The sequence below is a fragment of the Pseudomonas faucium genome, assembly GCF_021602585.1.
GTDB classification, from domain to species: domain Bacteria; phylum Pseudomonadota; class Gammaproteobacteria; order Pseudomonadales; family Pseudomonadaceae; genus Aquipseudomonas; species Aquipseudomonas faucium.
The window spans coordinates 143,284-166,026 of sequence record NZ_BQIP01000009.1 but is presented as its reverse complement, the minus strand read 5'-3'; the positions used below and the strand labels follow the sequence as shown (position 1 = coordinate 166,026).

The 22,743-nt window shown below is 64.5% G+C and carries 24 protein-coding genes, 1 tRNA gene and 1 pseudogene; 14 read left to right on the top strand and 12 right to left on the bottom strand.

Annotation, left to right across the window (positions count from 1 at the left end; translation table 11 throughout):
* Positions 1 to 245: 245 nt before the first annotated feature.
* The 5 genes and pseudogenes from speB to betA all read left to right on the top strand — a co-directional run bounded on the left by speB (position 246) and on the right by betA (position 6,169).
* Entirely contained in the window at positions 246 to 1,217 is a 972-nt protein-coding gene (gene speB, locus L6D75_RS13220; RefSeq protein ID WP_176515120.1) for an agmatinase, read from the top strand.
* A gap of 13 nt (positions 1,218 to 1,230) precedes the next feature.
* A pseudogene (locus L6D75_RS13215) lies at positions 1,231 to 2,739 on the top strand (aldehyde dehydrogenase family protein).
* Positions 2,740 to 2,827: 88 nt separating this feature from the next.
* The gene (locus L6D75_RS13210) at positions 2,828 to 3,013 is read left to right on the top strand and encodes a hypothetical protein (RefSeq protein WP_308506868.1); all 186 of its coding nucleotides are present in this window, start codon (positions 2,828 to 2,830) and stop codon (positions 3,011 to 3,013) included.
* On the top strand, positions 3,010 to 4,494 hold the full coding sequence (locus L6D75_RS13205; protein WP_176515118.1) for a purine-cytosine permease family protein: 1,485 nt from the start codon (positions 3,010 to 3,012) through the stop codon (positions 4,492 to 4,494). The genes L6D75_RS13210 and L6D75_RS13205 overlap by 4 nt, the downstream gene beginning before the upstream one ends.
* Positions 4,487 to 6,169: a choline dehydrogenase gene (betA, locus tag L6D75_RS13200; RefSeq protein WP_176515117.1), complete on the top strand. Its 1,683-nt coding sequence runs from the start codon at positions 4,487 to 4,489 to the stop codon at positions 6,167 to 6,169. The genes L6D75_RS13205 and betA overlap by 8 nt, the downstream gene beginning before the upstream one ends.
* Positions 6,170 to 6,223: 54 nt before the next feature.
* Here the strand turns inward: betA and L6D75_RS13195 are convergent, their stop codons facing one another.
* The gene (locus tag L6D75_RS13195) at positions 6,224 to 6,409 is read right to left on the bottom strand and encodes a hypothetical protein (RefSeq protein ID WP_176515115.1); all 186 of its coding nucleotides are present in this window, start codon (positions 6,407 to 6,409) and stop codon (positions 6,224 to 6,226) included.
* 683 nt (positions 6,410 to 7,092) lie between these two features.
* Between L6D75_RS13195 and L6D75_RS13190 the strand changes: the two genes are divergently transcribed.
* Positions 7,093 to 7,287 (top strand): hypothetical protein, encoded by a 195-nt coding sequence (locus L6D75_RS13190; RefSeq protein WP_176515113.1) that lies wholly within the window; start codon positions 7,093 to 7,095, stop codon positions 7,285 to 7,287.
* 116 nt (positions 7,288 to 7,403) lie between these two features.
* On the opposite strand, the gene L6D75_RS13185 is transcribed toward L6D75_RS13190, so the two are convergent.
* Positions 7,404 to 8,324 carry a LysR family transcriptional regulator gene (locus tag L6D75_RS13185; RefSeq protein WP_176515111.1) on the bottom strand — a complete coding sequence of 307 codons (921 nt, stop codon included), beginning with the start codon at positions 8,322 to 8,324 and terminating at the stop codon, positions 7,404 to 7,406.
* Between the two features lie 99 nt (positions 8,325 to 8,423).
* Here L6D75_RS13185 and L6D75_RS13180 point away from each other — a divergent pair, with 99 nt between their 5' ends.
* On the top strand, positions 8,424 to 9,185 hold the full coding sequence (locus L6D75_RS13180; RefSeq protein WP_176515109.1) for a sulfite exporter TauE/SafE family protein: 762 nt from the start codon (positions 8,424 to 8,426) through the stop codon (positions 9,183 to 9,185).
* Between the two features lies 1 nt (position 9,186).
* Here the strand turns inward: L6D75_RS13180 and L6D75_RS13175 are convergent, their stop codons facing one another.
* The 4 genes from L6D75_RS13175 to L6D75_RS13160 all read right to left on the bottom strand — a co-directional run bounded on the left by L6D75_RS13175 (position 9,187) and on the right by L6D75_RS13160 (position 13,307).
* Positions 9,187 to 10,608 carry a GGDEF domain-containing protein gene (locus tag L6D75_RS13175; protein ID WP_176515107.1) on the bottom strand — a complete coding sequence of 474 codons (1,422 nt, stop codon included), beginning with the start codon at positions 10,606 to 10,608 and terminating at the stop codon, positions 9,187 to 9,189.
* 139 nt (positions 10,609 to 10,747) lie between these two features.
* Complete coding sequence (locus L6D75_RS13170) at positions 10,748 to 12,577, bottom strand: SLC13 family permease (RefSeq protein ID WP_176515105.1); 1,830 nt, start codon at positions 12,575 to 12,577, stop codon at positions 10,748 to 10,750.
* Between the two features lie 121 nt (positions 12,578 to 12,698).
* Positions 12,699 to 13,079, bottom strand: coding sequence for a glycine zipper domain-containing protein (locus L6D75_RS13165; protein ID WP_176515103.1), 381 nt, complete (start codon positions 13,077 to 13,079; stop codon positions 12,699 to 12,701).
* A 51-nt stretch (positions 13,080 to 13,130) separates the two neighbouring features.
* Positions 13,131 to 13,307 carry a hypothetical protein gene (locus L6D75_RS13160; protein WP_176515102.1) on the bottom strand — a complete coding sequence of 59 codons (177 nt, stop codon included), beginning with the start codon at positions 13,305 to 13,307 and terminating at the stop codon, positions 13,131 to 13,133.
* Between the two features lie 224 nt (positions 13,308 to 13,531).
* Here L6D75_RS13160 and L6D75_RS13155 point away from each other — a divergent pair, with 224 nt between their 5' ends.
* The 3 genes from L6D75_RS13155 to L6D75_RS13145 are packed head-to-tail and all read left to right on the top strand — an operon-like array spanning position 13,532 to position 15,955.
* Entirely contained in the window at positions 13,532 to 14,692 is a 1,161-nt protein-coding gene (locus L6D75_RS13155; protein ID WP_176515100.1) for a GGDEF domain-containing protein, read from the top strand.
* A 40-nt stretch (positions 14,693 to 14,732) separates the two neighbouring features.
* Positions 14,733 to 15,083 carry a hypothetical protein gene (locus tag L6D75_RS13150; protein WP_176515098.1) on the top strand — a complete coding sequence of 117 codons (351 nt, stop codon included), beginning with the start codon at positions 14,733 to 14,735 and terminating at the stop codon, positions 15,081 to 15,083.
* Between the two features lie 50 nt (positions 15,084 to 15,133).
* On the top strand, positions 15,134 to 15,955 hold the full coding sequence (locus L6D75_RS13145; RefSeq protein ID WP_176515096.1) for a class I SAM-dependent methyltransferase: 822 nt from the start codon (positions 15,134 to 15,136) through the stop codon (positions 15,953 to 15,955).
* Here L6D75_RS13145 and L6D75_RS13140 read toward each other — a convergent pair whose 3' ends face one another.
* The 4 genes from L6D75_RS13140 to L6D75_RS13125 form a co-directional block, all read right to left on the bottom strand.
* Entirely contained in the window at positions 15,956 to 16,723 is a 768-nt protein-coding gene (locus L6D75_RS13140; protein ID WP_176515094.1) for an SDR family oxidoreductase, read from the bottom strand.
* Positions 16,724 to 16,746: 23 nt separating this feature from the next.
* On the bottom strand, positions 16,747 to 17,814 hold the full coding sequence (locus L6D75_RS13135) for a phosphotransferase family protein (protein WP_176515092.1): 1,068 nt from the start codon (positions 17,812 to 17,814) through the stop codon (positions 16,747 to 16,749).
* 192 nt (positions 17,815 to 18,006) lie between these two features.
* Positions 18,007 to 18,324 (bottom strand): SCP2 sterol-binding domain-containing protein, encoded by a 318-nt coding sequence (locus tag L6D75_RS13130; RefSeq protein ID WP_176515090.1) that lies wholly within the window; start codon positions 18,322 to 18,324, stop codon positions 18,007 to 18,009.
* Between the two features lie 57 nt (positions 18,325 to 18,381).
* Positions 18,382 to 19,092, bottom strand: a complete 711-nt coding sequence (locus L6D75_RS13125; protein WP_176515088.1) for a histidine phosphatase family protein — start codon at positions 19,090 to 19,092, stop codon at positions 18,382 to 18,384.
* Positions 19,093 to 19,289: 197 nt separating this feature from the next.
* Here L6D75_RS13125 and sohB point away from each other — a divergent pair, with 197 nt between their 5' ends.
* The 3 genes from sohB to L6D75_RS13110 all read left to right on the top strand — a co-directional run bounded on the left by sohB (position 19,290) and on the right by L6D75_RS13110 (position 20,889).
* Positions 19,290 to 20,309 (top strand): protease SohB, encoded by a 1,020-nt coding sequence (sohB, locus tag L6D75_RS13120; protein ID WP_176515086.1) that lies wholly within the window; start codon positions 19,290 to 19,292, stop codon positions 20,307 to 20,309.
* 153 nt (positions 20,310 to 20,462) lie between these two features.
* Positions 20,463 to 20,536 (top strand) — tRNA-Cys (locus L6D75_RS13115).
* 89 nt (positions 20,537 to 20,625) lie between these two features.
* A complete protein-coding gene (locus L6D75_RS13110) occupies positions 20,626 to 20,889 on the top strand; it encodes a hypothetical protein (RefSeq protein ID WP_176515084.1) in 264 nt (87 codons plus the stop codon).
* Between the two features lie 247 nt (positions 20,890 to 21,136).
* On the opposite strand, the gene L6D75_RS13105 is transcribed toward L6D75_RS13110, so the two are convergent.
* Positions 21,137 to 21,811 (bottom strand): polysaccharide lyase family 7 protein, encoded by a 675-nt coding sequence (locus tag L6D75_RS13105; RefSeq protein WP_176515082.1) that lies wholly within the window; start codon positions 21,809 to 21,811, stop codon positions 21,137 to 21,139.
* A 249-nt stretch (positions 21,812 to 22,060) separates the two neighbouring features.
* Here L6D75_RS13105 and L6D75_RS13100 point away from each other — a divergent pair, with 249 nt between their 5' ends.
* Positions 22,061 to 22,264, top strand: coding sequence for a hypothetical protein (locus L6D75_RS13100; protein ID WP_176515080.1), 204 nt, complete (start codon positions 22,061 to 22,063; stop codon positions 22,262 to 22,264).
* A gap of 1 nt (position 22,265) precedes the next feature.
* On the opposite strand, the gene L6D75_RS13095 is transcribed toward L6D75_RS13100, so the two are convergent.
* Positions 22,266 to 22,679 (bottom strand): DoxX family protein, encoded by a 414-nt coding sequence (locus L6D75_RS13095; protein WP_176515165.1) that lies wholly within the window; start codon positions 22,677 to 22,679, stop codon positions 22,266 to 22,268.
* Between the last annotated feature and the right edge of the window lie 64 nt (positions 22,680 to 22,743).

The window sequence follows — 22,743 nt, the reverse complement described above, 5'->3', positions numbered from 1 at the left end:
TCACATCGGTGAAGCTGATATGAGCAGCCGATCGATTGTTTTTTGCCAAGGTAACCATGCCAGGGCGCTTTCCCGCAACGCCGGGTTCCTGCGGCTTTCAAAAGCTTCGAATACTTCGGGTTCGCCGATGTATGCATCTGCAGTTGCGCATTTTTCCACTGCCGGGCTGCGCCCATAGTGGCTGCAACGGCGGCCCTGCGCGGGCGCCGTCTCCTGAACAGAACAAGAAGTGGAGAAGCCCGAACATGGCAAAGCACGGTTATGAATCCGGCCGCCTGAACCTGCCCTTCGTGGGGCATTGCACTTTCGCCAAATCGCCCATCTGCACCGACTGGGACGCCATCGACGCCGATGTCGCGATCCTCGGCGCGCCCAACGACATGGGCACCCAGTGGCGCTCCGGCGCACGCTTCGGGCCGCGGGGCATTCGCGAGGCATCCACGCTGTTCTCCTTCGGCCACAGTGGCGCCTACGACCACGAAGATGACGTCACCTACCTGACCCAGGAGCAGGTGCGCATGGTCGATGTGGGCGATGCCGACATCGTCCACACCGACATGGCCAGCAGCAACGCCAACATCGAAGCGGCCGTGCGCCAGATCCTCGCCTCGGGCGCCATGCCGGTGGTGCTGGGCGGTGACCACTCGATCCACGCCCCGGTGATCAAGGCCTTCGAAGGGCGCGGGCCGATCCACATCATTCACTTCGACGCCCACCTTGATTTCGTCGACGAGCGCCACGGCGTGCGCTACGGCCACGGCAGCCCGCTGCGCCGCGCCTCGGAGCTGGACCACATCGTCGGCATGACCCAGATGGGCATCCGCAACGTGTCCTCGTCCAACCGCGACGACTACGACGCCGCCCGCGACGCCGGTTCGCAGATCCTCTCGGTGCGCGACGTGCGCCGCCTCGGCCCGGAAGGTGTGCTGGCGAAGATCCCGCAAGGCCGCGATTACTACATCACCATCGACATCGACGGCTTCGACCCCTCCATCGCCCCCGGCACCGGCACCCCGAGCCACGGCGGTTTCCTCTACTACGAAGTGCTGGAGATCATCCAGGCGCTGGCACGCCGCAGCCAGGGCAGGGTGGTCGGCATGGACCTGGTGGAAGTGGCCCCGGCCTACGACCCGGCCGGCGTCACCTCGATCCTCGCCGCGCAACTGCTGATGAACAGCATCGGCTTCATCTTCCATGAGCGCGCCCGCGCTCGCTGACCGGGGACACACCGTGGACAACAAGGTTAAAGACTATCTGCAGGCATTCGGTGTGCTGGAGGCGACCCAGCGCTTCCTTTCCAAACCCCAACGCCAGTTCATCGGCGGCGCCTGGCTTGCGGCCAGCGACGGCGCCACCAGCGAGGTGATCGAGCCCTCGACCGAAGGGGTACTTACCCACATTCCCATGGGCACCGTCGAAGACCTGGACCGCGCAGTGCAGGCCGCCCGTGCACAGTTCGACGGCGGCCCCTGGAGCCAGCTCAAGCCCCTGGAGCGCGAACGCCTGCTGCATCGCCTGGCGGACCTGATCGAACGCAATGGCGACGAGCTGGCGCAGATCGAATCGATCGACATGGGCAAGTCGGTGGAGCAGGCGCGGGCCGTGGACATCCAGGGCACCCTCGACACCTTCCGCTACTTCGCCGGCTGGGCCAGCAAGATCCACGGGCGCACCGTGGAGCCGTCGCTGCCGGGCAACTACCTGACCTACACCCGCAAGGAGCCGGTCGGCGTGGTGGGCGTGATCGTGCCCTGGAACTTCCCGCTGCAGACCATGGCCTGGAAGCTCGGCGCCGCGCTGGCGACCGGCTGCACCGTGGTGGTGAAGCCGGCCGAGCTGACCTCCCTGTCGGCCTTGCGCTTCGCCGAGCTGGTGGAGGAGGCCGGCATCCCCGCCGGCGTGATCAACATCGTCACCGGGCGCGGCAGCGTGGTCGGCACGGCGATGACCAGCCACCCGGGCATCGACAAGCTGAGCTTCACCGGCTCGACCCCGGTCGGCTGCTCGGTGGGCAAGGCGTCGATGGACCAGATGAAGCGCCTGACCCTGGAGCTGGGCGGCAAATCGCCGGTGATCGTGTTCGCCGATGCCGATATCCCGGCGGCGGCGCAGGCGGTGGCCAACGGCGTGTTCTTCAATTCCGGGCAGGTCTGCGATGCCGGCACCCGGGCCTACATCGAGCGCAGCATCTACCCACAATTTTTGCAGGCGTTGGCCGAATACACCGCCACCCTGAAAATCGCCCCCGGCCTCGATCCGGGCTGCTTCATCAGCCCGATGGTGTCGCGCAAGCAGCAGCAAAGCGTGCTTGGCTACATTTAGCTGGGCCAGGCCGAGGGTGCGCAGCTGTACTACGGCGGCGAGCCTGTCGCGGGCCCGGGGTTCTATGTGCAGCCGACCATCTTCGCCAACTGCCGCAACGACATGCGCGTGGTGCAGGAAGAAATCTTCGGCCCGGTGCTGGTCACCCAGGCGTTCGACAGCCAGGAAGAGGCGCTGGCCCTGGCCAACGACTCGGCGTTCGGCCTGGCGGCGGCGCTGTATTCCAATGACCTGGGCCGCGTCCATGGCCTGATCCCGCAACTGCGCGCCGGCACCGTGTACGTCAACGCGCACAGCACCCTGGACCCGTCCATGCCGTTCGGTGGCTACAAGCAATCGGGCTACGGCAAGGACATGGGCGCCGAGCAGCTGGAGTTCCTGCTGGAAACCAAAGCCGTGTGGATCACCTTGCCCTAGCGACAGGGCGGCCAGCGCCGTTGCCTTGAGGCGGCGGCGCGGCCGAATCGGCTTGCATCATATTCCAAGAACAAGAACCTACGAGGTGATGCCCTTGAGCAGCGAAGTCGATGTGGAGCGTGCGCAAGACCTGGACAGGCGCCTGCGCGCCTATGAAGAACTGCAGGCCGGCCCGCGCTGGCCGGGGGCATTGACCGCGACCGACGCCCTGCTGGTGGCCTTGCTGGCACTGGCCGTGATCATCGGCTTCTACCTGTGGGGAGGCCGGCCATGAGCAGCTCCCGTGAAGCGGAATTTCGCCTGGGCGCCGAGCGTGGCGACACGCCCTTGCTGCCCAGCGAGCGGGTCTGGGGTTTTTGGGGGTTCGCCTACGCCAACTCGGCGCTGGCCGTGGCCACCTGGGTGTTTCTCATCGGCGGCGCCACCGCGTTGTTCGTCGGGCCGCGCCAGGGCATCTGCGCGGTGGTCATCGGCAACATCATCGGGGTGATCCTCGCCGCCAGTTCCACCAGCCTGCCGTGCGGCAAGTATGGGCTGGAGCAGTTCACCTTCCTGCGCAGCATGTTCGGCATCAATGGCAGCCGGCTGGTGTATGTGCTGTCGGTGGTGGTGCTGACCATGGGCTGGCTGGCGGTGCTGGGCCTGATGTGCGGGCGTGCCCTGGACAACCTCGACACCCTGGTGCAGCAGCGCCCGGCCGCAGCGGGCGATGGCTGGATCGTCACCGCTGGCGGCCTGCTGGCGATCGTGCTGGCAGCGGCGGCGGCGATGCGCGGGCCGGACATGATCCGGCGCCTGAGCGCGGTGATCGCGCCCAGCCTGATCCTGATCATGCTGGCGCTGATGTTCCTGATCGCCCAGCGCTTCAGCATCGCAGAACTGCTGGCCATGCCGCCCTTGCAGCCGCCGTTCGAAGACCCCCACGTCAACTTCATGATCGCGGTGGAAATCAACATCGCCGCGGGCTTTTCCTGGTGGCCTTACCTGGGCAATTTGTCGCGCTTGTGCCGCAACCAGCGCACCGCCTTCTGGCCCAACATGGTCGGCATCTTCGGTGCAGCCTCGCTGGGCGAGACGGTCAGCCTGTTCGCCGCCTCGACCCTGGGCAGCAGCGACCCCACCACCTGGATGCGCCTGGCCGGCGGCCTTGGTTTTGGCGTGGTGGCGCTGAGTTTCCTGGCGCTGGCCAACCTCACCGGCATGGTCAATATCCTCTACACCGCAGTGATCGGCTTGCGCCAACTGGCCGGTGAGCGGATGCGGGCGATGCGCTGGGGTTTGCTGATCGCGCTGTTCTGCGTGATCCCGGTGGGCATCGTGCTGTTGCTGCCGGGCATCTACGACGGCTTCTTCATCTTTTTGGTGTGGACCTCCGCCCTCAACAGCGCCTTGGCCGGCATCGGCATCGCCGACTACTTCTTCCTGCGCCGTCAGCGCCTGAACCTGCGCCACTTGTACGCCGCGCAGCACGCTTCGCCGCTGCGCTTCTGCAAGGGCTTTAATCCCATCGCGCTGCTCGCGCTGGTGGCGGGCTTTGCCATCTACGTGGTGGTGTTCAACCCGCAGACGCTGGCCCACACCCACTCCTTCAGCTTCATCACCGCTTCCTTGCCGTCCTGCCTGCTGGCCGGGTTGGTCCACTACGGGTTGACCCGTGCGTTGGCCGCTCGCCTGGGCTGGGGCGGCTATCCACCGCGCAATGAACGCACCGTCGAGGCAGCGGGCCTGGGTGCCAAGGGCTACAGCAATGACTAAAAAATACGACTACATCATCATCGGTGCCGGGTCTGCCGGTTGTGTCCTGGCCAGCCGGCTGAGCGAGGATGCCAGCACCTCGGTGCTGGTGCTCGAATACGGCGGCAGCGACCGCAGCGTGCTGATCCAGATGCCCAGCGCCTTCTCCTTGCCGATGAACACCAAGAAGTACAACTGGCACTACGAGACCGCCTCCGAGCAGCACCTGGACGGCCGCCGCCTGCATTGCCCGCGGGGCAAGGTGCTGGGTGGCTCGTCGTCGATCAATGGCCTGGTGTACATCCGCGGCCATGCCCATGACTTCGACGAGTGGGAAAGCCTGGGAGCCAAGGGCTGGGGCTATCGCAACTGCCTGCCGTATTTCAAGCGTGCCGAGCAGTACAAGTTCGGCGGCGACGACTACCGCGGCGCCAACGGCCCGCTGGCCACCAACAACGGCAACAACATGCAGAACCCGCTGTATGGCGCCTGGATCGAGGCCGGCGCCGAGGCCGGCTACATCAAGACCGACGACTGCAACGGCTACATGCAGGAAGGCTTCGGCGCCATGCACATGACGGTCAAGGACGGCGTGCGCTGGTCCACGGCCAACGCCTACCTGCGCCCGGCCATGAGCCGGCCCAACCTGACCGTGGTCACCCACGCCATGACCCGGCGCATCCTGCTCGAGGGCAAGCGTGCGGTGGGGGTGGAATACGACGAAGGCGGGCAGACCCACAAGGTGTACTGCAACCGCGAGGTGCTGGTGGCGTCCGGCCCGATCGGCTCGCCGCACCTGCTGCAGCGCTCAGGCATAGGCCCCGAGGCGGTATTGCGCAAGGCCGGCATCGAGGTGCGCCACGACCTGCCGGGGGTGGGTGAAAACCTGCAGGACCATTCGGAAATCTACATCCAGTACGCCTGCAAGGAGCCGGTCACCCTCAATGGCAAGATGAGCCTGCTGGGCAAGGCGCTGATCGGCCTGCGCTGGCTGTTGTTCAAGGACGGCCTGGGCGCCAGCAACCATTTCGAGGCGGGGGGGTTCATCCGCTCGGCCAAGGGCCTGCGCTGGCCTGATATCCAGTTCCACTTCCTGCCGGCGGCCATGCGCTATGACGGCAACAAACCGTTCAAGGGGCATGGCTTCATGGTGCTCACCGGGCCCAACAAGCCCAAGAGCCGCGGCCACGTGCGGGCGCTGTCGGGCGACCCGTACCAGCACCCGGAAATCCGCTTCAACTACCTGGAGCGCGAAGAAGACCGCGAAGGCTTCCGCCGCTGCGTGCACCTGACCCGCGAAATCATCGGCCAGCCGGCCATGGACCGGTTCCGTGGCGAGGAGCTGGCGCCAGGGGCGCATGTGCAGACCGACGAGCAGATCGACGCCTTCGTGCGCGCCAACATGGAAAGCACCATGCACCCGTGCGGCTCCTGCCGCATGGGCGAGGACGACATGGCGGTGGTCGATTCGCAGTTGCGCGTGCATGGGCTGCAAGGGTTGCGGGTGATCGATTCGTCGGTGTTCCCCAGCGAGCCCAACGGCAACCTCAACGCACCGACCATCATGCTCGCCGAACGCGCCGCAGACCTGGTGCGCGGGCGCACGCCACTGGCAGCTGCCGAGGTCGCGATAGGGCTGGTGGGTGACTGGGAGCAGAAGCAGCGCAGCCACGCGCCTGCGCGTCGGGTGAGCTGAAGGGCCTTCATCGACAGCAGGGCAGGGGCTGGCTGCGCAAGCCCCTGCAGGCTTTCACTGCAGGGTGGGCGATTGCAGCGCGGCCGGGAGCTGCGCCAGGGTTTCCTCGACGCGGGCGATTTTCAGTGCAAGCTCGTCGGCTTCTTCGTCGTTGCCTGCGGCTCGCAGCCGGTCACGGGTCTGGCGCAGGGTGAGGAGGGTCTTTTGCAGTTTCAGGGCAGCGGCTGTGTACGTATCCATATGTTTCTCAAGCGCGGTAGGCGTCCTTGCCGTTGTAGGAAAAAGGACCGTAGCAGCTCGAAAACCCTGATCAAACTGGGCGTTCATACAGGAGAAGGCAGTTACCTGCCTTTTTCCTACAGTCACGAGAAAACTTTCCTACAAATCTGCACGGCAGATGTTTCTGATCGTTAACGTGTACTTGCAGGCCCGGCCCGCGCAGGGCGGGGGTTGCAGGCGTGCAGTGGCAGGCCGGCGCGCTGGCGTTGGCCAAACAGGTGTTTCATTGGTGATGGAAACCTTATGTAGCAATTGCTCTGGCATCCGCCCGAGTGTCCCCCGCCGTGCGGCCAATGCCCAGGCCCCGATCCGTTGGCTCGCCAACCCATCTGATCCGCTTTTTTTCGTCGAACCTGAATCTGTAACCGTATCAGCCTGAAGTCGACAATGTGCTTGTCCCAACATCACTTTGAAGAGGTTCCGATGGGCAAGCTCGCACTGTTTCTGGGTGGCTTTCTGCTGCTGACCATTCTGATTGGCTTGCTCGGCACCATTCCGCCAAGCTGAGGGCAGTGCTACCCGGTTGCACCACTGGACCGGTGGTCGCTGCAAGTCGTTCTCAAGTGCAAATGGCTCGTGTAGTCTCCCGCGTCACAATGGGTCGCGACAGCGAGCCGGCCATTTGCCTGGGAGCCAATACATAGATGGAATGCAAGAAGGCCACTTCAGCCATGCTGGAGTGGCGTAGCCGTTTTCTCGCCAACGGCATTCTCGACGAGGATGAGTACGATCAGGCCTTGCGCAGCGCCGAAGCGCTGGAGCATGCGGGGGTGATCAGCGCAGGTGATTGGATCGAGCTGGTGCGGGCTGCGAATGCGGCGTTGCTGGCGGTGAGATAAGTCCTTCTTTGCATGAGGAAATCTGTCCACAAAAAACGTGGGTAGGTCTGTGGATAAAACGCTGTAGGCCAGGCGGGCGGCGGGCTCTGTTAAATTGAACAGAATTTGAACAGCCATTATCCGGGCTGTTCACTGGCCGCCTCACCGGCCTGGCGCAGGGCCAGCAACAGTTCACGCACGCGCGCCGGCAGCTCGCCGGCGGGGTACACCGCGTGCATCTGTGGGTCTTGCCCGGTGCTGGAGGTCAGCCGGTAATCGGCGCACACCCGTACCAGGCGCCCGGCCTTTACCTGGGCTTCGCCCACCCAATCCGCCAGGCGCGCAATGCCGGCCCCGGCCAGGGCGCTGTGGTAGACCGCATCACCCGAGTTCAGGCGCAGGCGTGGGTGCGGGCGCAAGCTGGTGATGCGCCCGTCACGGCTGAAGTGCCAGGCCTTGAGGATGCGCGGCGCGGTGTGCAGGATCAGCGCGTGGTCCGCCAGCTGCTCCGGTTCCTGGGGTATGCCGGTGCGGCCTAGGTAGCCGGGGCTGGCGTAGAGATGCCGGCGGTAGCGCCACAAGGGGTAGCCGATCAACTCGCTCGACTGCGGGAATGCGCCGCGCACCACGAAATCGAGCTTGCCCTGCAACGGGTCGATGGCCTCGTCACGGTACTGCACGTCCAGCGTCACCTGCGGGTGGCGCTGGGAAAAGGCCGCCAGCATGCCGGGCAGCACATGCTCGGCGAGCAGCTGCGGCACGGCGAAGCGGATCCAGCCCTGGGCGCTGCCGCTGAGCGCGGCCAGCTCATCGGCAGCATCGCGTTGCACATCCAGCAAGCGTTCGGCGTGCGGCAGCAGGCGCTCGCCGGCTTCGCTGAGGGTCACGGCGTTGGCGTTGCGCACCAGCAGCTTGCACCCGGTGTGGTCTTCCAGGGTTTGTACCGCGCGGGTGATGGCGCTGGGCGAGCGGCCCAGGGCGCGCGCCGCGGCGACGAAGCTGCGCTTGTGCGCAACGCTGACGAATGCCTGGATTTCGCGCAGCATGTCCAATGCCATGGAGGGTTCCTCGTTGCAGTTTTCGCAATATGGCATTTCAACACAAGCGCGGCGCTTTGATTAGCCTTGCAGTCTGCCTTCACTGCCTGGAACCGCGCCATGATGGATATCGCCGTACTTTCCCTGTTCGCCTTCGCCGCCGGCCTGATCGATGCCGCCGTGGGAGGCGGTGGGCTGATCCAGATCCCGGCGCTGTTCAACGTGCTGCCTAGCGCGCAGCCGGCGGCCTTGCTGGGCAGCAACAAGCTGGCGTCGGTGTGCGGCACGGCCTTTGCCGCGCGTTCGTTCATCCGCAAGGTGACCCTGGACTGGGGCCTGATCGTGCCGGCGGCCCTCAGTGCCTTCGTCATGTCGTTCGCAGGGGCCGCCACGGTGTCGCTGGTGCCGCCCAGCGTGATGCGCCCGGCGGTGCTGGTGATGATCGTGCTGATGGCCATCTACACCTTCTGCAAGAAGGACTTCGGCACCTTGCACGCCCCGGCCAAGATCGGCCGCAAGGAGCAGTGCCTGGCGGTGCTGATCGGCGGCGCCATCGGCTTCTACGATGGCCTGTTCGGGCCAGGCACCGGCAGCTTCCTGATCTTCCTGTTCATCCGCTTCTTCGCCCTGGACTTCCTGCACGCCTCGGCGTCGGCCAAGGTGGTCAACATCGCCACCAACCTGGCGGCGCTGGTGTTCTTCGTGCCGTCCGGCAACGTGCTGTACGCCATCGCCTTGCCAATGGCCGCGTGCAACATCCTCGGCGCCCTGACCGGCACCTGGCTGGCGGTGCGCAAGGGCGCCGGGTTCGTTCGCGGCTTGTTCCTGGTGCTGTTGTGCGTGCTGATCGCCAAGCTGTCCTGGGATTTGCTGGCCGGCTGAGTCACACCACCTGGCGCTGCGCCTCGGCCTGCTCGACGCGGTTGCGCCCGTGGGCCTTGGCGCGGTAGAGGGCGTGGTCGGCGCGCGCCATCAGCACGTCCAGGCTTGGCGCCTCGGTGTCGGCGGCGCAGCCGTCAAGGCCGATGCTCACGGTAATCTGCAGGCGCGCATCGCCGTGCACCACATGCAGGTCCTGCACCGCCCGGCGCAGGCGTTCGGCGGTGAACTGCGCGCGGTCTGGCGCCAGGCCTGGGAGGATCACCACGAACTCTTCGCCGCCCATGCGCGCCAGCAGTTCGTCCTCGTGCAGCTGGTCTTGCAGGGTGCGCGCGAAGTGGCGCAGTACCTGGTCGCCCACGGCATGGCCGTAGCGGTCGTTGATCGATTTGAAATGGTCGATGTCGAGCATCATCAAGGTCAGCGGCACGGCCTGGGCATGCTGCTGGCGGCTTTCGAGCAGGGCGTTGGCGCGGCGGGTGAAGGCGCTGCGGGTGAGCACGCCGGTCAGGTGATCGATGGTGGCCTGGTGCGCCAGGCGCGCGAGCAGGCTGCGGTTGGCCTGGCTGACGCAGGCGACCACCAGCGGCCCAAGCACCAGCATGGCGATGCCCAGGCGCGCCGACATCAGCGTGGTGACCCCAGGCTCGCTCTGCGGCACGCTGAAGTGCATGAGGTTCTGCGCCACGGCAACGATCAGCGTGCTGCCGGCGGTGAGCGTCAGCAACGAAACCAGGAAGGGTGAGTAGGTCCAGGCGCACCAGAGCAGGGCGGCGATCGGGAAGGCGATGGCCCCAGGCCCGCCAAAGCCGATGCTAAACGCCAGCGAGCCCAGCAGCACCAGCAGCGGCGCCAGGCGGATCGCCTGGTAGCTGCGCAGCAATGCGCGGGCCGAAGGCGCGGTCAGCAACACCGGCAGCACCAGCACGCTGGTCGAGAACTGTTCGCTGAACCAGGCCAGCCAGGTCGTGCGCAGGGACTGCTCGAACCACGGCGCGGCCACCACGCAGGCCAGGCTCGCCGCCACCATGGCGCCCGCCGCGCAGGCGCCGAACACGCTCAGCACGCCATACGGGCTGCGCATGCGCCGGTGCAGGCGGGGCAGGCGCGACAGCAGCAACCACACGGTCACCACCACGCCCAGGTTGGCCAGGTTCAGCCACAAGGCGGGCGCCCAGGCACTCCCGCACAGGAAGTCGGCCGCGACCATCGCCAGCCACACCAGGGCGAAGCCGATCACCCCGGCCTGGCGCGGATAGCGCAACAGCACGCCGGCCAGCACCGCATTCACCGGCCAGAACAGCGACAGGGATTCGATCGGCCGGGCCAGGATGCCGCCCACGGTGAGGGCGAAGGTCAGGCCGAACAGTGCAAGGTAGGGCAACAGGCGCGATTGTGCTGGAAAAACCATAGGCTCGACCGACAAGCGGAAACGAAATCCAGGACAACGGCTGTAGGCACCTGGGGCAATGACATCTCAGTGTGTTTGTACAGGGTACTTGATGTCAATCTGCCGCGATCTGTAGGGATAATATCCAAATGCCACCATTGTGCGCGGGATTGTCCTACAAACCAAAGAACCAAGGCACCATCAACACCGTGACCACCATCACCAGCAAGGTGAACGGTACACCCACCTTGACGAAGTCGCCAAAGCGGTACTGGCCGGGGCCGAGCACCAGGGTGTTCACCGGCGAGGACACCGGCGTCATGAACGCCGCCGAAGCCGCCAGGGCCACGGTCATGGCGAACGGGTAGGGCGACAGGCCCAGTTGCGTGGCCGTGCTGATCGCCACTGGCGCCATCAGCACCGCGGTGGCGGTGTTGGAGATGAACAGGCCGATCACCGCCGTGACCATGAACAGGCAGGCCAGCATGGCGATCGGCCCGGCACCGCCGAGCAGGCTGACCAGCCCGCCGACCGCCAGGTCGATGCCGCCGGTCTTCTGCAAGGCCTGGGCAAACGGCAGCATGCCGACGATCAGCACCAGGCTTTGCCAGTGGATGGCCCGGTAGGCGCTGTTCATGTCGATGCAGCGCCCGGCGCCCATCAGCAGGCAGCCGATCAGCGCGGCAATCACATTGGGCACCGCGCCGCTGACCATCAGCCCGACCATCACCGCCAGGCTGATCAACGCATAGGGCGCGCGGGTGCGGGCCGGGGCCACCTGGTCGATCTCGGCCGGCAGGCTCAGCACCAGAAAGTCCTTGGGCTGGCTCTGCAGCAGGCGCACGGCCTTCCATGGGCCGACCACCAGCAGGGTGTCACCCAGGCGCAGCTTTTCTTCCACCAACTGCTCCTCGATCGCCGCCTGGTCACGGCGCAGGCCGACCACGTTGAGGTCGTAGCGGGTGCGGAAGGCCAGTTCGAGAATGCTCTTGCCGATCAGCTTGGAGCCTGGCGGCAGAGAAACCTCGGCCATGCCCAGCTCCTGGGACTGGTCGATGAAATAGGCCGCCTTGAAGTGCAACGGCTCCAGCTGCATGGTCTGGCACAGGCTGCGCAGGTCGTCGCGGTTGGCGAACAGGTCGAGCAGCAGCACATCACCCTGGTGCAGCACGGTGCTGGAATCGGCGGCAATCACCCGGGTGGTGAACTTGTGCTGGCGCTCGATGCCGATCACGTTGGCGCCATGCCGGGTGCGCAGCTCCAGCTCGCCCAGGGTATGGCCGATCAGCGGCGACTGCGGGCGGATCCGCAGGCGCCGCTCGCGGCCATTGAGCTTGTAGTCGAGCACCAGGTCGAGCAGGGTGCGGCGGGTTTCCACCCGGCCATCCTTGCGCACTTCGCCATTGAGCCAGTGGCGGGTCAGCAGCATGTAGCCGACGCCCAGCACCAGCACCACCAGGCCGAACGGGGTAAAGCTGAAGAAGCTGAAACCGGGCAAGCCATGGCGCACCAGCTCGCTGTGCACCACCACGTTGGGCGGCGTGGCCACCAGGCTGAGCATGCCGCTGATCAGGCCGGCGAAGCTCAGCGGCATCATCAGCCGGCTGGGGGAAATCTTCAGGCGCGCGGCGATGCTCAGCACCACCGGGATGAAGATCGCCACCACGCCGGTCGAGCTCATCACCGAGCCCAGCCCGGCCACCGACACCATCAGCAACACCAGCAGGCGCGCCTCGCTGTTGCCGGCGCGTTCACTCATCCATTCGCCGATACGGTAGGCGATGCCTGTGCGCACCAGCCCCTCGCCGATCACGAACAGCGCGGCGATCAGCACCACGTTGGGGTCGCTGAAGCCGGCCAGGGCCTGTTCCACGGTAAGAATGCCCGACAAGGGCAGGGCGAGGATCACCAGCAGGGCGACCACATCCATGCGCGGGCGGTTGATGACGAAGAGGACGACGACGACGGCCAGCAGGCCGAGGACCCAGAGCAATTCCTGGTTCATGGGGCGGGGATGTTCCTTCACACAAGGGGCACAGTAGACAGTAGCAGCCAGTGTGGCAGGTGCAGGTGAAGGGGGTATTGATGAACATCAGGGCCGCGAGGCGGCCCTGAGTGCGCCGCCATCAGTGGTGGCGGTGGTGCTTCTTGCTGTTGCTGCCCATGTGGTTGCCCAGGGCGCTACCGGCTGCGCCGCCCAGGCCGGCACCGATGGTCGAGCCGGACGAGCCGCCGACCTTGCGGCCAATCACCGAACCGCCGGCCGAACCCAGGCCGCCGCCGATGGCCGCTTCGGTACGGTTGCCTTTGTTGGCGCCTACCGCACCGGCCGCGGCGCCGCCCAGGCCAGCGCCGATGGCCGCGCCGGTGCTGCCACCGATTTGCTGGCCGATCACGTTACCCAGGGCACCCCCCAGGCCACCGCCAATGGCGGCACTGCCGTCACCGGCGAAAGCGCCCTGGCACAAGAGCAGGCCAAGGGCAAGGGAAGGCAAAGTCAGACGCATGATAGAAGCCTCGGAAAAATCATCAGGTTGTAAGTGGATTGAAAAGACGTCTTAGCGGTAGTCGCGGTCACGGTAGCGGTTGTCATCGTCGCGCTCGTAACGCGGGTGGTGACGATGGTCACGATCGCCATCGCGCCAGCCATCGTCGTCATCGTGGTAACGGTGGTGGTGGCAGCCGGCAACCAACAGGAAGGCGGCGATCAGCGAGCAGCTTGCAAGGCGGGTCATCACGATATAGGTCCTTGATCCGCATAGGTTTACGGGGCACTGCCTGAGACTGGAAACGATCCATTTTGTTTCCGGGAGGGTGGTTTTTTTGTTGCGTGGACGATGAACGGCGTGCCTTGCGGCTGCTGTTCTGTCCCGTTCGGTCATGGCCGCCGCGCGCCTTGGCCCATAGACTGCTGGGCAGGCCGCACTGAAGACGGCTAGCTGCCACACGGTGAATCACGATGATCGCCCACACCCCCACGCTGTTCGCAGCCGTTGCCCTGGTGGCAACCATCCTCGCTTTCTGCCTGCTGCTGGTCGGCCCGTCGAATCGGCGTAACGATGTGTGGCTGACCGGCTGCGGGCTGCTTGCCCATGCCTTGGCCTACGTCTGTTACACCGTGTATGGCCATGCGCCGCTGTGGCTAAGCTATGGCGTGGGCAACAGCTTGCTGTCGCTGGCGCTGGCGTTCTATTCGGCGAGCCTGTTCCGCGTGCGCGAACAGGCCATGCCGTGGCCGCTGATCTTCATCATCCCGGCGTGCATGCTGGTGGGCCTGATGCTGCTGCTCGACACCCTGGAGCCGCGCATGTTGCTGGCGACTTTGGTGCTGATGCTGCAGTGCGCGCTGATCCTGTACTGGGCGCGGCGTTACGCCGAGCGCCCGGGCAGGGCGCACCTGTTGCTGGAAATCGGCGCGCTGATCAGCCTGGTTGGCCTGGGCATGCGTGCCGTGGCGGTGCTCGGCGGCACCGCCGTGGAGATGCGCTACGACACCAGCAACCTCAAGCAGAGTATTTCCGTGGCGATCGGCACGGTCACGGTGATGATGTATTCGATCGGCCTGGTGCTGATGGCCAAGGAGCGCAGCGAGGCGCGCCTGCAGCACCTGGCCTTGCGCGATGTGCTGACCGGCGCCTTCAACCGCCGGGCGATTCTGGAGCGCTTTGCCGTGGCGCTGGACCGCGCCCGCGGCGAGCAGAGCCACCTGGCGGTGGCCATGATCGACATCGACCATTTCAAGCGTATCAACGACCTGTACGGCCACCTGGCCGGTGACGAGGTGCTGTGCCATTGCGTGCGCCAGTTGCAGCAGCGCATGCGCCAGGGCGACAGCATGGGCCGCTACGGTGGCGAGGAGTTTCTGCTGCTGTTGCCGCATGCCGACCGCGACGGCGCGTTGCAGGCGCTGCAGGCGTTGCGCGAGGCCATCGCGATGAGCCCGGCGCATTTTGCCGGCGACGAGATTGCGCTGCGTTTCAGTGTTGGCCTGTGGTGCGGCATACCTGGCCCGCATGACAGCACTGCAAGCCTCTTGGCCCAGGCCGATGCGGCGCTGTACCAGGCCAAGGCAGCAGGGCGCAACGCGGTGCGCATGGCGGCGTTGGTCGGGGCCGGATGAAGTGCTAGAGTCGCTTTCTTTTTTGCCCCGAGGATGGAACATGCGAGCAATTTTGCCGATGGCTGCGGCACTGGTGTTGGTCGGTTGCGCTAGCGCGACCATGGACGCGGCCCGTGGCGGCAAGCCGGCTGCGCAACTGGCCTCGCAGAAGGCGCCGGAGCTGGTGGCGCAGTGCATCCAGTTCAGCTGGCAGAAGGAAGAGGTGTTCGGCGATGACGCCAGTGGCTACCTGGAGCCTCGCAAGCAGGGCGGCCTGACTGTTTATACCCGCGAAGCCGAGTCGTTCGTCGATGTGTATTCGCAGGCGGGCGGCACCCGGGTGGATTACTACGCACAGAAAAACGATGGCGTTGCCCTGCAGCGCCGGGCCGCAGCGGCCACCTGCCTGTAAGGTGCGCCGAGCTGTTGGTCGAGACCAGGAGCAGAGCAAGGATGGCTGACGTGGACCGCTCACAGCAATTGAACCGTGACAGCTGGGATGAACGTGCGCCGCTGCATGCGGCGTCGCAGGACTATGAAGTCGAGCGCCTGGTCGGCGAGCCGGAGCATCTGTCCGAAACCGTGCGTTTCGACCTGCCGCGGCTAGGCGACATCCGTGGCCTGCGCGCGGTCCACCTGCAATGCCACATCGGCACCGATACCCTGTCGCTGGCGCGGCTGGGTGCCCAGGTGTGCGGCCTGGACTATTCCGCTGCATCGCTGCTCGAAGCCAGGCGCCTGGCCGAGCGCTGCGCCACGGCCATCGACTACGTGCAGGCCGACGTCTACGAGGCGCACCAGGTGCTGCCCGCCGGCAGTTTCGACCTGGTCTACACCGGCATCGGTGCATTGTGCTGGCTGCCCCGCATCGAGCCCTGGGCGCGCACCGTGGCGGCCTTGCTCAAGCCGGGTGGGCGCCTGTTCCTGCGTGATGGTCACCCGATGCTGATGGCCATCAACGAAGACCATCAAGACCGGCTGCAACTGGAGTATCCGTACTTCGAGCACGAAGCGCCGACGGTATGGCACACCGACCAGACCTACGTCGACAGCGACCAGCGCCTGACCCGCACCGAAACCCATGAATGGAACCATGGCATGGGTGAGCTGATCAGCGCCTTGCTCGCCCATGGCCTGCAACTGACCGGCCTGGTGGAGCACCAGAGCCTGCCCTGGGAGGCCCTGCCGGGGCAGATGGACAAAGGCGCCGATGGCGAATGGCGATTGCGCCATGCGCCCCAGCGCCTGCCGCTGAGCTACACCCTGCAGGCGATCAAGGCCTGATCAGGACAGGTAGCCGCCGTCGACGTTGAGCGCGGTGCCGGTGGTGTAGCTGGACGCTTCGCTGGCCAGGTACAGCACGGCGCCGGCCATTTCCTTGGGGTCGGCCACGCGCTTGAGCGGGATCTGCTGCAGCGCGCCCTTGAGGATGGCGTCGTTCTTCACCAGCGCCGAGGCGAACTTGGTGTCGGTCAGGCCCGGCAGCAGGGCGTTGCAGCGGATGCCGAACTGCGCGCACTCCTTGGCGAAGACTTTGGTCATGTTGATCACCGCCGCCTTGGTCACCGAATAGATGCCCTGGAAGTGCCCGGGTGATACGCCGTTGATCGACGCCACGTTGATGATGCTGCCGCCGCCGTTCTCGCGCATCAGCTTGCCGGCTTCCACCGACATGAAGAAGTAGCCGCGGATGTTCACGTCGACGGTCTTCTGGAAAGCGCCGGGGTCGGTGTCCAGCACGTTGCAGAACTGCGGGTTGGTGGCGGCGTTGTTGACCAGCACGTCCAGGCGGCCGAATTGCTCGCGGATGGCGGCGAAGGCCTGCTGGATCTGCTCCAGCTCACCGATGTGGCAGGCAATCGCCGTGGCCTTGCCGCCGGCGGCGATGATCGCCTCGGCCACCTGCTGGCAGCCCTCGAGCTTGCGGCTGGAAACGATCACATGGGCACCTTGCTGGGCCAGCAGGTGGGCAATGGCCTCGCCGATGCCACGGCTGGCACCGGAGACGAAAGCGACCTTGCCGTCGAGGTCGAACAGGTGAGTCTTGGACATGCTGTTTTCCTTGTTGTCTGTCGTCAGAGCGTGGACTTGCCGATGACCTGCAGGCTCATCTGCTCCAGCAGCCGGTTCATGTGGATGAACTGGGCGAAGCGTTTGTCCTGGGTCTGGCCGTGGTAGAAGCGGTAGTAGATCTGCTGCACGATGCCGGCCAGGCGGAACAGGCCGTAGCAATAGTAGTAATCGAAGTTGTCCAGGGTGATGCCGGCGCGCTCGGCGTAGTAGTCGACGAACTGGCGGCGGCTGAGCATGCCTGGAGCGTTGCTTGGCTGGCGACGCATCAGTTGCACCGGCGCCGGGTCGCTGGCCTCGATCCAGTAGGCCAGGCTGTTGCCCAGGTCCATCAGTGGGTCGCCGATCGTGGCCATTTCCCAGTCGAGCACGCCGATGATGCGCATCGGGTTGTCGGCATCGAGGATCACGTTGTCGAAGCGGTAGTCGTTGTGCACGATGCCGGGGCGCGGGTGGTCGGCCGGCATCTTTTCGCGCAGCCAGGCGATGACTTGCTCCCAGCGTGGCGCGTCGGGGGTCAGGGCTTTTTCGTAACGGCTGGTCCAGCCTTCGATCTGGCGCTGCACGTAGCCTTCGGGCTTGCCCAGGTCGGCCAGGCCGCAGGCGTTGTAGTCGACCTGGTGCAGCTCGACCAGGCGGTCGATGAAGCTTTTGCACAGCGCTTCGGTGCGCGAGGCATCCAGGCCCAGTTCGGCCGGGATGTCCGAGCGCAGGATGATGCCCTTGACTCGTTCCATCACGTAGAACTCGCCGCCGATCAGGGATTCATCGGTGCAGTGTGCGTAGGCCTTGGGGCAGTAGGGGAAACCGCTGTTGAGCTGGTTGAGGATGCGAAATTCACGGCCCATGTCGTGGGCCGACTTGGCTTTCTGGCCGAACGGCGGGCGGCGCAGCACGTACTCGTGGCCCGGGTAGGCGACCAGGTAGGTCAGGTTGGACGCGCCACCTGGGAACTGGCTGATCTTCGGGGTGCCGGCAAGGCCCGGGATGTGGGCCTTGAGGTAAGGATCGATGACGGCCGCGTCGAGTTCTTCGCCGGGGCGTACCTGGGTGGACTGGTCGGTGAGCGTCATGCGTTTTCCTTATTTTCTAGCGCAAGGACTATTGGCTAATCTAATGGCCTTGCTGCGCTGGAACAAGCGTGCCAGGTGCCATATAGGTGTGGGTGTTGCTGGCCGATCACTGCACCGAATGCCGCGGGCAGGGCAAAAAAAAACCGAAGCCGGTCAGGCTTCGGTTTTCGTCTCGCTCGGTGTGCCCGTCACTCAGGAAGGGAACAGCTCGCTGAGTTTCATCGACAGCATCATGTCGCCTTCGACGCGCAGCTTGCCGCCCATGAAGGCCTGCATGCCGTCGGTTTCGCCGCTGACGATGCCCTTGAGGGTTTCGCTGTCCATGACCAGGGTGCAGTTGGCGTCCGGGTTCTCACCTTCCTGCAGGTCGCAGGTGCCGTCCTTGACGATCAGTGCATAGTGCTTGTCTTCATCGGTGATGTTGAAGCCGAACACCAGATCCAGGCCTGCGGCTGCGGCTGGGTTGAACTTCTTTTGCATCTCTTTAACGGCATCAGCTACGGAGGTCATGGTGCATTCCTTATAGAGTGATATTCACGTCCACGCAGGGACAACAACAGGCCGGGCTCAGCGATAAGTGATGAGCTCCGGCACCTTCAACAGCTGCACATGGGCTTGGCTGTTGAAGGAGGCCAGTGCCACGTCGCGGCCGCGGAACTTCAGCTGGCTGAGCGACGTGTTGATGATTTGCCAGTTCAGCGCGAAGGCTTGGCTGGGGGTAATACCGGTAACCAGGTGGAGCAGGGCGGCAATGGTACCGCCGGAGGTGAACACGGCGATGTTGTCGCCGCTGCCGGCGTTGTCCAGCACACGCTGCAGGCCGGCTTGCACCCGAGCGGTAAATGCCTGCCAGGTCTCCAGGCCATCGTCGGCATGCTCGCCGGCGTGCCAGCGCTGCACCATCAGGGCGAACAGGCGCTGGAACTCGCTGCGGTTCTGCGCGCCGTTGCGCAGGATTTCTCGCGCATTCGGCTCATCGGCCAGCAGGCCCGGCAGCAGTGCGCGGATCACACCGTCGGCATCGAACTCATTGAATGCCGGGTCGGTCTCAATGGCCGGTACTGCGCAGCCGTTGCCGTGCATCGTCTCCAGCGCGAGCCGGGCAGTGTCCTGCTGGCGGCGCAGGTCGCCGGCCACACAGCGGTCCAGGCGCAGGCCGAGCGCGGCCATGTGGTCGCCCAGCGCCTGGCTCTGGCGAATGCCCAGCGGCGACAGGACGTCATAGTCGTCGGCACCGAAGGAGGCTTGGCCATGTCGGATCAGGTAGAGGTTGCCCACGAAAGTATCCGGCCGCTTGAAGATTGCTGCGAGGTTAGGATGCGCCACACGGGCTGTCAACGAAAAAACATACAAGCGTTTGAAAAGGTTGTTTGAACTGTGTTGCCGCCCTTTGCCTCGGCTGGCAGCGTCTTCAGAGCCCCGGTATGCTAGCTAAAGTTTCGCGCCGTCATGGCGCTGGTTCATAAGGAGTCAACGTGGAGTTTCTTGCCGAATACGCAAGCTTTCTCGCTAAAACAGCCACCCTGGTAATTGCCATCCTGGTGGTGCTGTCGGCCATCGCCGGCCTGCGCAGTAAAGGGCGGCGCAAGGCGGGTGGGCAACTGCAGGTCACCCGCCTCAACGAGTTCTATAAAGAGCTGCGCGAGCGCCTGGAGGCCGGGTTGCTCGACAAGGCCCAGCTCAAGGCTTTGCGCAAGCAGCAGGCGAAAAAGGAGAAGCAGCAGAAGAAGGCCAAGGCCGAGGAGAAGGGCCGGGTATTCGTGCTCGACTTCGATGGTGATATCAAAGCCTCCGCCACCGAAAGCCTGCGCAACGAAATCACCGCACTGCTGACCCTCGCCAATTCGCGTGACGAAGTGGTGCTGCGCCTGGAGAGCGGCGGTGGCCTGGTGCACAGCTATGGCCTTGCCGCTTCCCAGCTGGCGCGCATCCGCGAAGCCGGCATCCCGCTGACCGTGTGCATCGACAAGGTGGCCGCCAGCGGCGGCTACATGATGGCTTGTATTGGCGAGAAGATCGTCAGTGCCCCGTTCGCCGTCCTGGGTTCGATTGGCGTGGTGGCGCAGTTGCCCAACGTCAACCGCCTGCTGAAAAAGCATGACATCGACTTCGAGGTGCTCACCGCCGGTGAGTACAAGCGCACCCTGACCGTATTCGGCGAGAACACCGAGAAGGGCCGGGAGAAGTTCCAGGAAGACCTGGACATCACCCACCAGCTGTTCAAGGATTTCGTCGCCCGCTACCGCCCGCAGCTGCACATCGACGAGGTGGCCACCGGTGAAGTCTGGCTGGGCGTCGCTGCGCTGAACCGCAAACTGGTGGACCAGCTGCAGACCAGCGACGAATACCTCAGCGAGCGTGCCCGCAACGCCAACCTGTTCCACCTGCACTACGCCGAACGCAAGAGCTTGCAGGAGCGCATCGGCATGGCCGCCAGCGGCACGGTGGAGAACACCCTGGTGGGTTTGTGGAGTAAACTCGGCCGCTTGCGCTAAACCCTTGAACCCCTTGAATATTTTTTTTGATCAGGGGGTTGCAAGGTGTGCCGAATGCAGACATAATGCGCCCATCGAAACGCAGCGAACTTTGAAAAAGGTTCAGTGTTTCAAGGAGATAGCAAAGCGAAAGCCGCTAACTCCGAACTTTGAGGCCGAGTAGCAAAGTGGTTATGCTCCGGATTGCAAATCCGTCTACGCCGGTTCGATTCCGACCTCGGCCTCCACATTCGAAAGCCCCGCAGATTAACGTCTGCGGGGTTTTTCTTTGCGGGTCAAAAAAGTACCATCCGCGGCTTATTGAAAGGAGTCTCTTATGAAACACCGTTTTATCTGTCTGGCCCTGGCCTCGATTGCCCTAGCAGGGTGCAATGACTCCTCAAGCGGGAAAGCCTGCCTCGGAAGCAACGGCGACACGCTCGTAGAATCGATGCCCGGTCAGTGCAAAGCGGGCGATATCATTGGAACCAAGAATCCGGCCTACTTCTGCGACTTCAGCCATGCTGTTGCCTTCAATGGCTACAACTCCGCGTTCTGCGTCTACAGTGGCCGGCAGGCGGAGGAGCGCACAGCCAAGTAGCTGTACAAAATGCCGGAGTCGGCATCTGCCCAGCAGAGTGCACACAAAGTTGGTGTAATTATGGGCTGAGCGCTGCCCAGCGCGAGCGGCTCGTTGCAATCCTGTGGCCTGGGCTGCACAGCACATTCGGCCAAAGAAAAAGCCCGCCAACAAGTGGCGGGCCTAAAGAACGTCGGAGCAGGGTCAGTGTGCCCAGGCGGGTGTCATAAATTCGTGAAGGGTATGTTTCACGCCTGTAATACCCGCCTCAAGCATGCACCCGCTCCAGTGCGCTGATCACGCAGACGGACCCATCCTCGGCCGGCGTGTCATCGTTGTAGTCCACCTGGTTGTACACCCCGCCATGAAAATTCAGCGTCCGCGCCGCCCAGGATGGCCCCAGTTGCAGCGTGGCGGTGGTGCCGGTGCGGCCTGCGCACGTTGCGCTGACCGTGCAGGCGCCGTTCTCGGTGACGTCGATGGTGATATCGAAACGGCTGCCGAGCGGCACATTCTCCAGCACGGTGCTGCTCACGGTTGCGGTCTGGTTGAAGTCCGCGCGAAAGCCCACGGTGATCTTGCCCTTGTTCCAGAACACCTTGATCGGCGGGTTGTCGTCGTCCTTCACATGCATCTGGGAAATCACCACCTTTTGCGCCAGGTTGACCTTCTCCAGCGTCATGCGCTGGTGATTGCGGTGGCGGGCAGCGCTGCCCAGGGCCCAGTACACGGCTTCTTTCCATTCGCAGCGGGTGCGGTGGGTGCTCTTGCTCGATGCGCCCTTGGTGGGGGCGGTCATGCGGATCGAGCCATCGTTCAGGCGTGCGACCACGTTGGTCAGGCTCGCCAGGGCCTGGGCGCCTGTCACTTCGAGGGCAACGGGGTTGCTGGCGGATTTCGGAACGGGTGTGGTGATGATGAGGTTGTCGATGTTCACGGCCATGCATTCTCTCCTTGAAAAAGCGGTTCCTGCATCATGTGCGAACGCAACATTCCGGTTGGGTTCGGGGAGCGGCCTGCATTCGGACGAAGGGTCTGCGCAAAAAAAAAGCCCGCCAGGAAGGCGGGCAAGGAACGTTTGAAGGGAGAGATTTCAGCCTGAGGGCTATCGGTTAACTCAGCATTAACCGTCAGCCATTGACCCTGGCCAGCGATGCGCCTATACAGGCGTGGCCAATTTCCAGGAGCCACCATGCGCGACGAAGACGACCTGCACGAGCCGGAGCACGATCACCTGCTCGATCACGAATTCCTTTACGACGACCTGGACATCGAAGCCGATGCCCAGGGCGCCGAAGATGAAGTCGAGGAAGACGAAGAGCTACTGGATGACCTCGACGACGACCTCGACGACGAGGACGACCATCCCGCCTGGCACGACGACGTGGACGACTGACTCAGCGCCCGTCCAGCGAGAACCGCCCAGGCCCGCTCACTGCCAGCAACAGCAGCCCGCCGACGATGCTCAGGTTCTTCAGGAACTGGGTCATGTTGGCGGCACGCTCAGGGTCGACCATGTTCCAGAACGGGTGCCCCAGCAGCGCCGTGCCCAGCACGAACAACGCGAACAGGAAAGCCAGCGGGCGCGTGTAGAAACCCAGGATCAGCGCGATGCCGACGAAAAACTCCATCAGCACGGCAACCGCTGCCGCCACCATGGGGGCCGGTGCGCCCAGCGAGGTCATGTAGCCGACCGCGCCTTCGAAACCGGTGAGCTTGGCCCAGCCCGAGAGGATGAACAGGATCATCAGCAGCACGCGGGCGATGAGGAGGATGATGTCGCGTTGGCCATCGAACAGGGAGTAGCGCATGGTGGCATTCCAGTGGACGTAGACAGGTTCCACTCTAGCAGGCATGCGCTGAATTTCCGGCGGG

Excerpts from the sequence above, each read along its gene's own strand:
- speB (WP_176515120.1), top strand. The coding sequence starts at position 246 with ATGGCAAAGCACGGTTATGAATCCGGCCGCCTGAACCTGCCCTTCGTG.
- L6D75_RS13210 (WP_308506868.1), top strand. The coding sequence starts at position 2,828 with ATGCCCTTGAGCAGCGAAGTCGATGTGGAGCGTGCGCAAGACCTGGAC.
- L6D75_RS13205 (WP_176515118.1), top strand. The coding sequence starts at position 3,010 with ATGAGCAGCTCCCGTGAAGCGGAATTTCGCCTGGGCGCCGAGCGTGGC.
- betA (WP_176515117.1), top strand. The coding sequence starts at position 4,487 with ATGACTAAAAAATACGACTACATCATCATCGGTGCCGGGTCTGCCGGT.
- L6D75_RS13195 (WP_176515115.1), bottom strand. The coding sequence starts at position 6,409 with ATGGATACGTACACAGCCGCTGCCCTGAAACTGCAAAAGACCCTCCTC.
- L6D75_RS13190 (WP_176515113.1), top strand. The coding sequence starts at position 7,093 with ATGGAATGCAAGAAGGCCACTTCAGCCATGCTGGAGTGGCGTAGCCGT.
- L6D75_RS13185 (WP_176515111.1), bottom strand. The coding sequence starts at position 8,324 with ATGGCATTGGACATGCTGCGCGAAATCCAGGCATTCGTCAGCGTTGCG.
- L6D75_RS13180 (WP_176515109.1), top strand. The coding sequence starts at position 8,424 with ATGATGGATATCGCCGTACTTTCCCTGTTCGCCTTCGCCGCCGGCCTG.
- L6D75_RS13170 (WP_176515105.1), bottom strand. The coding sequence starts at position 12,577 with ATGAACCAGGAATTGCTCTGGGTCCTCGGCCTGCTGGCCGTCGTCGTC.
- L6D75_RS13165 (WP_176515103.1), bottom strand. The coding sequence starts at position 13,079 with ATGCGTCTGACTTTGCCTTCCCTTGCCCTTGGCCTGCTCTTGTGCCAG.
- L6D75_RS13160 (WP_176515102.1), bottom strand. The coding sequence starts at position 13,307 with ATGACCCGCCTTGCAAGCTGCTCGCTGATCGCCGCCTTCCTGTTGGTT.
- L6D75_RS13155 (WP_176515100.1), top strand. The coding sequence starts at position 13,532 with ATGATCGCCCACACCCCCACGCTGTTCGCAGCCGTTGCCCTGGTGGCA.
- L6D75_RS13150 (WP_176515098.1), top strand. The coding sequence starts at position 14,733 with ATGCGAGCAATTTTGCCGATGGCTGCGGCACTGGTGTTGGTCGGTTGC.
- L6D75_RS13140 (WP_176515094.1), bottom strand. The coding sequence starts at position 16,723 with ATGTCCAAGACTCACCTGTTCGACCTCGACGGCAAGGTCGCTTTCGTC.
- L6D75_RS13135 (WP_176515092.1), bottom strand. The coding sequence starts at position 17,814 with ATGACGCTCACCGACCAGTCCACCCAGGTACGCCCCGGCGAAGAACTC.
- L6D75_RS13130 (WP_176515090.1), bottom strand. The coding sequence starts at position 18,324 with ATGACCTCCGTAGCTGATGCCGTTAAAGAGATGCAAAAGAAGTTCAAC.
- L6D75_RS13110 (WP_176515084.1), top strand. The coding sequence starts at position 20,626 with ATGAAACACCGTTTTATCTGTCTGGCCCTGGCCTCGATTGCCCTAGCA.
- L6D75_RS13105 (WP_176515082.1), bottom strand. The coding sequence starts at position 21,811 with ATGGCCGTGAACATCGACAACCTCATCATCACCACACCCGTTCCGAAA.
- L6D75_RS13100 (WP_176515080.1), top strand. The coding sequence starts at position 22,061 with ATGCGCGACGAAGACGACCTGCACGAGCCGGAGCACGATCACCTGCTC.
- L6D75_RS13095 (WP_176515165.1), bottom strand. The coding sequence starts at position 22,679 with ATGCGCTACTCCCTGTTCGATGGCCAACGCGACATCATCCTCCTCATC.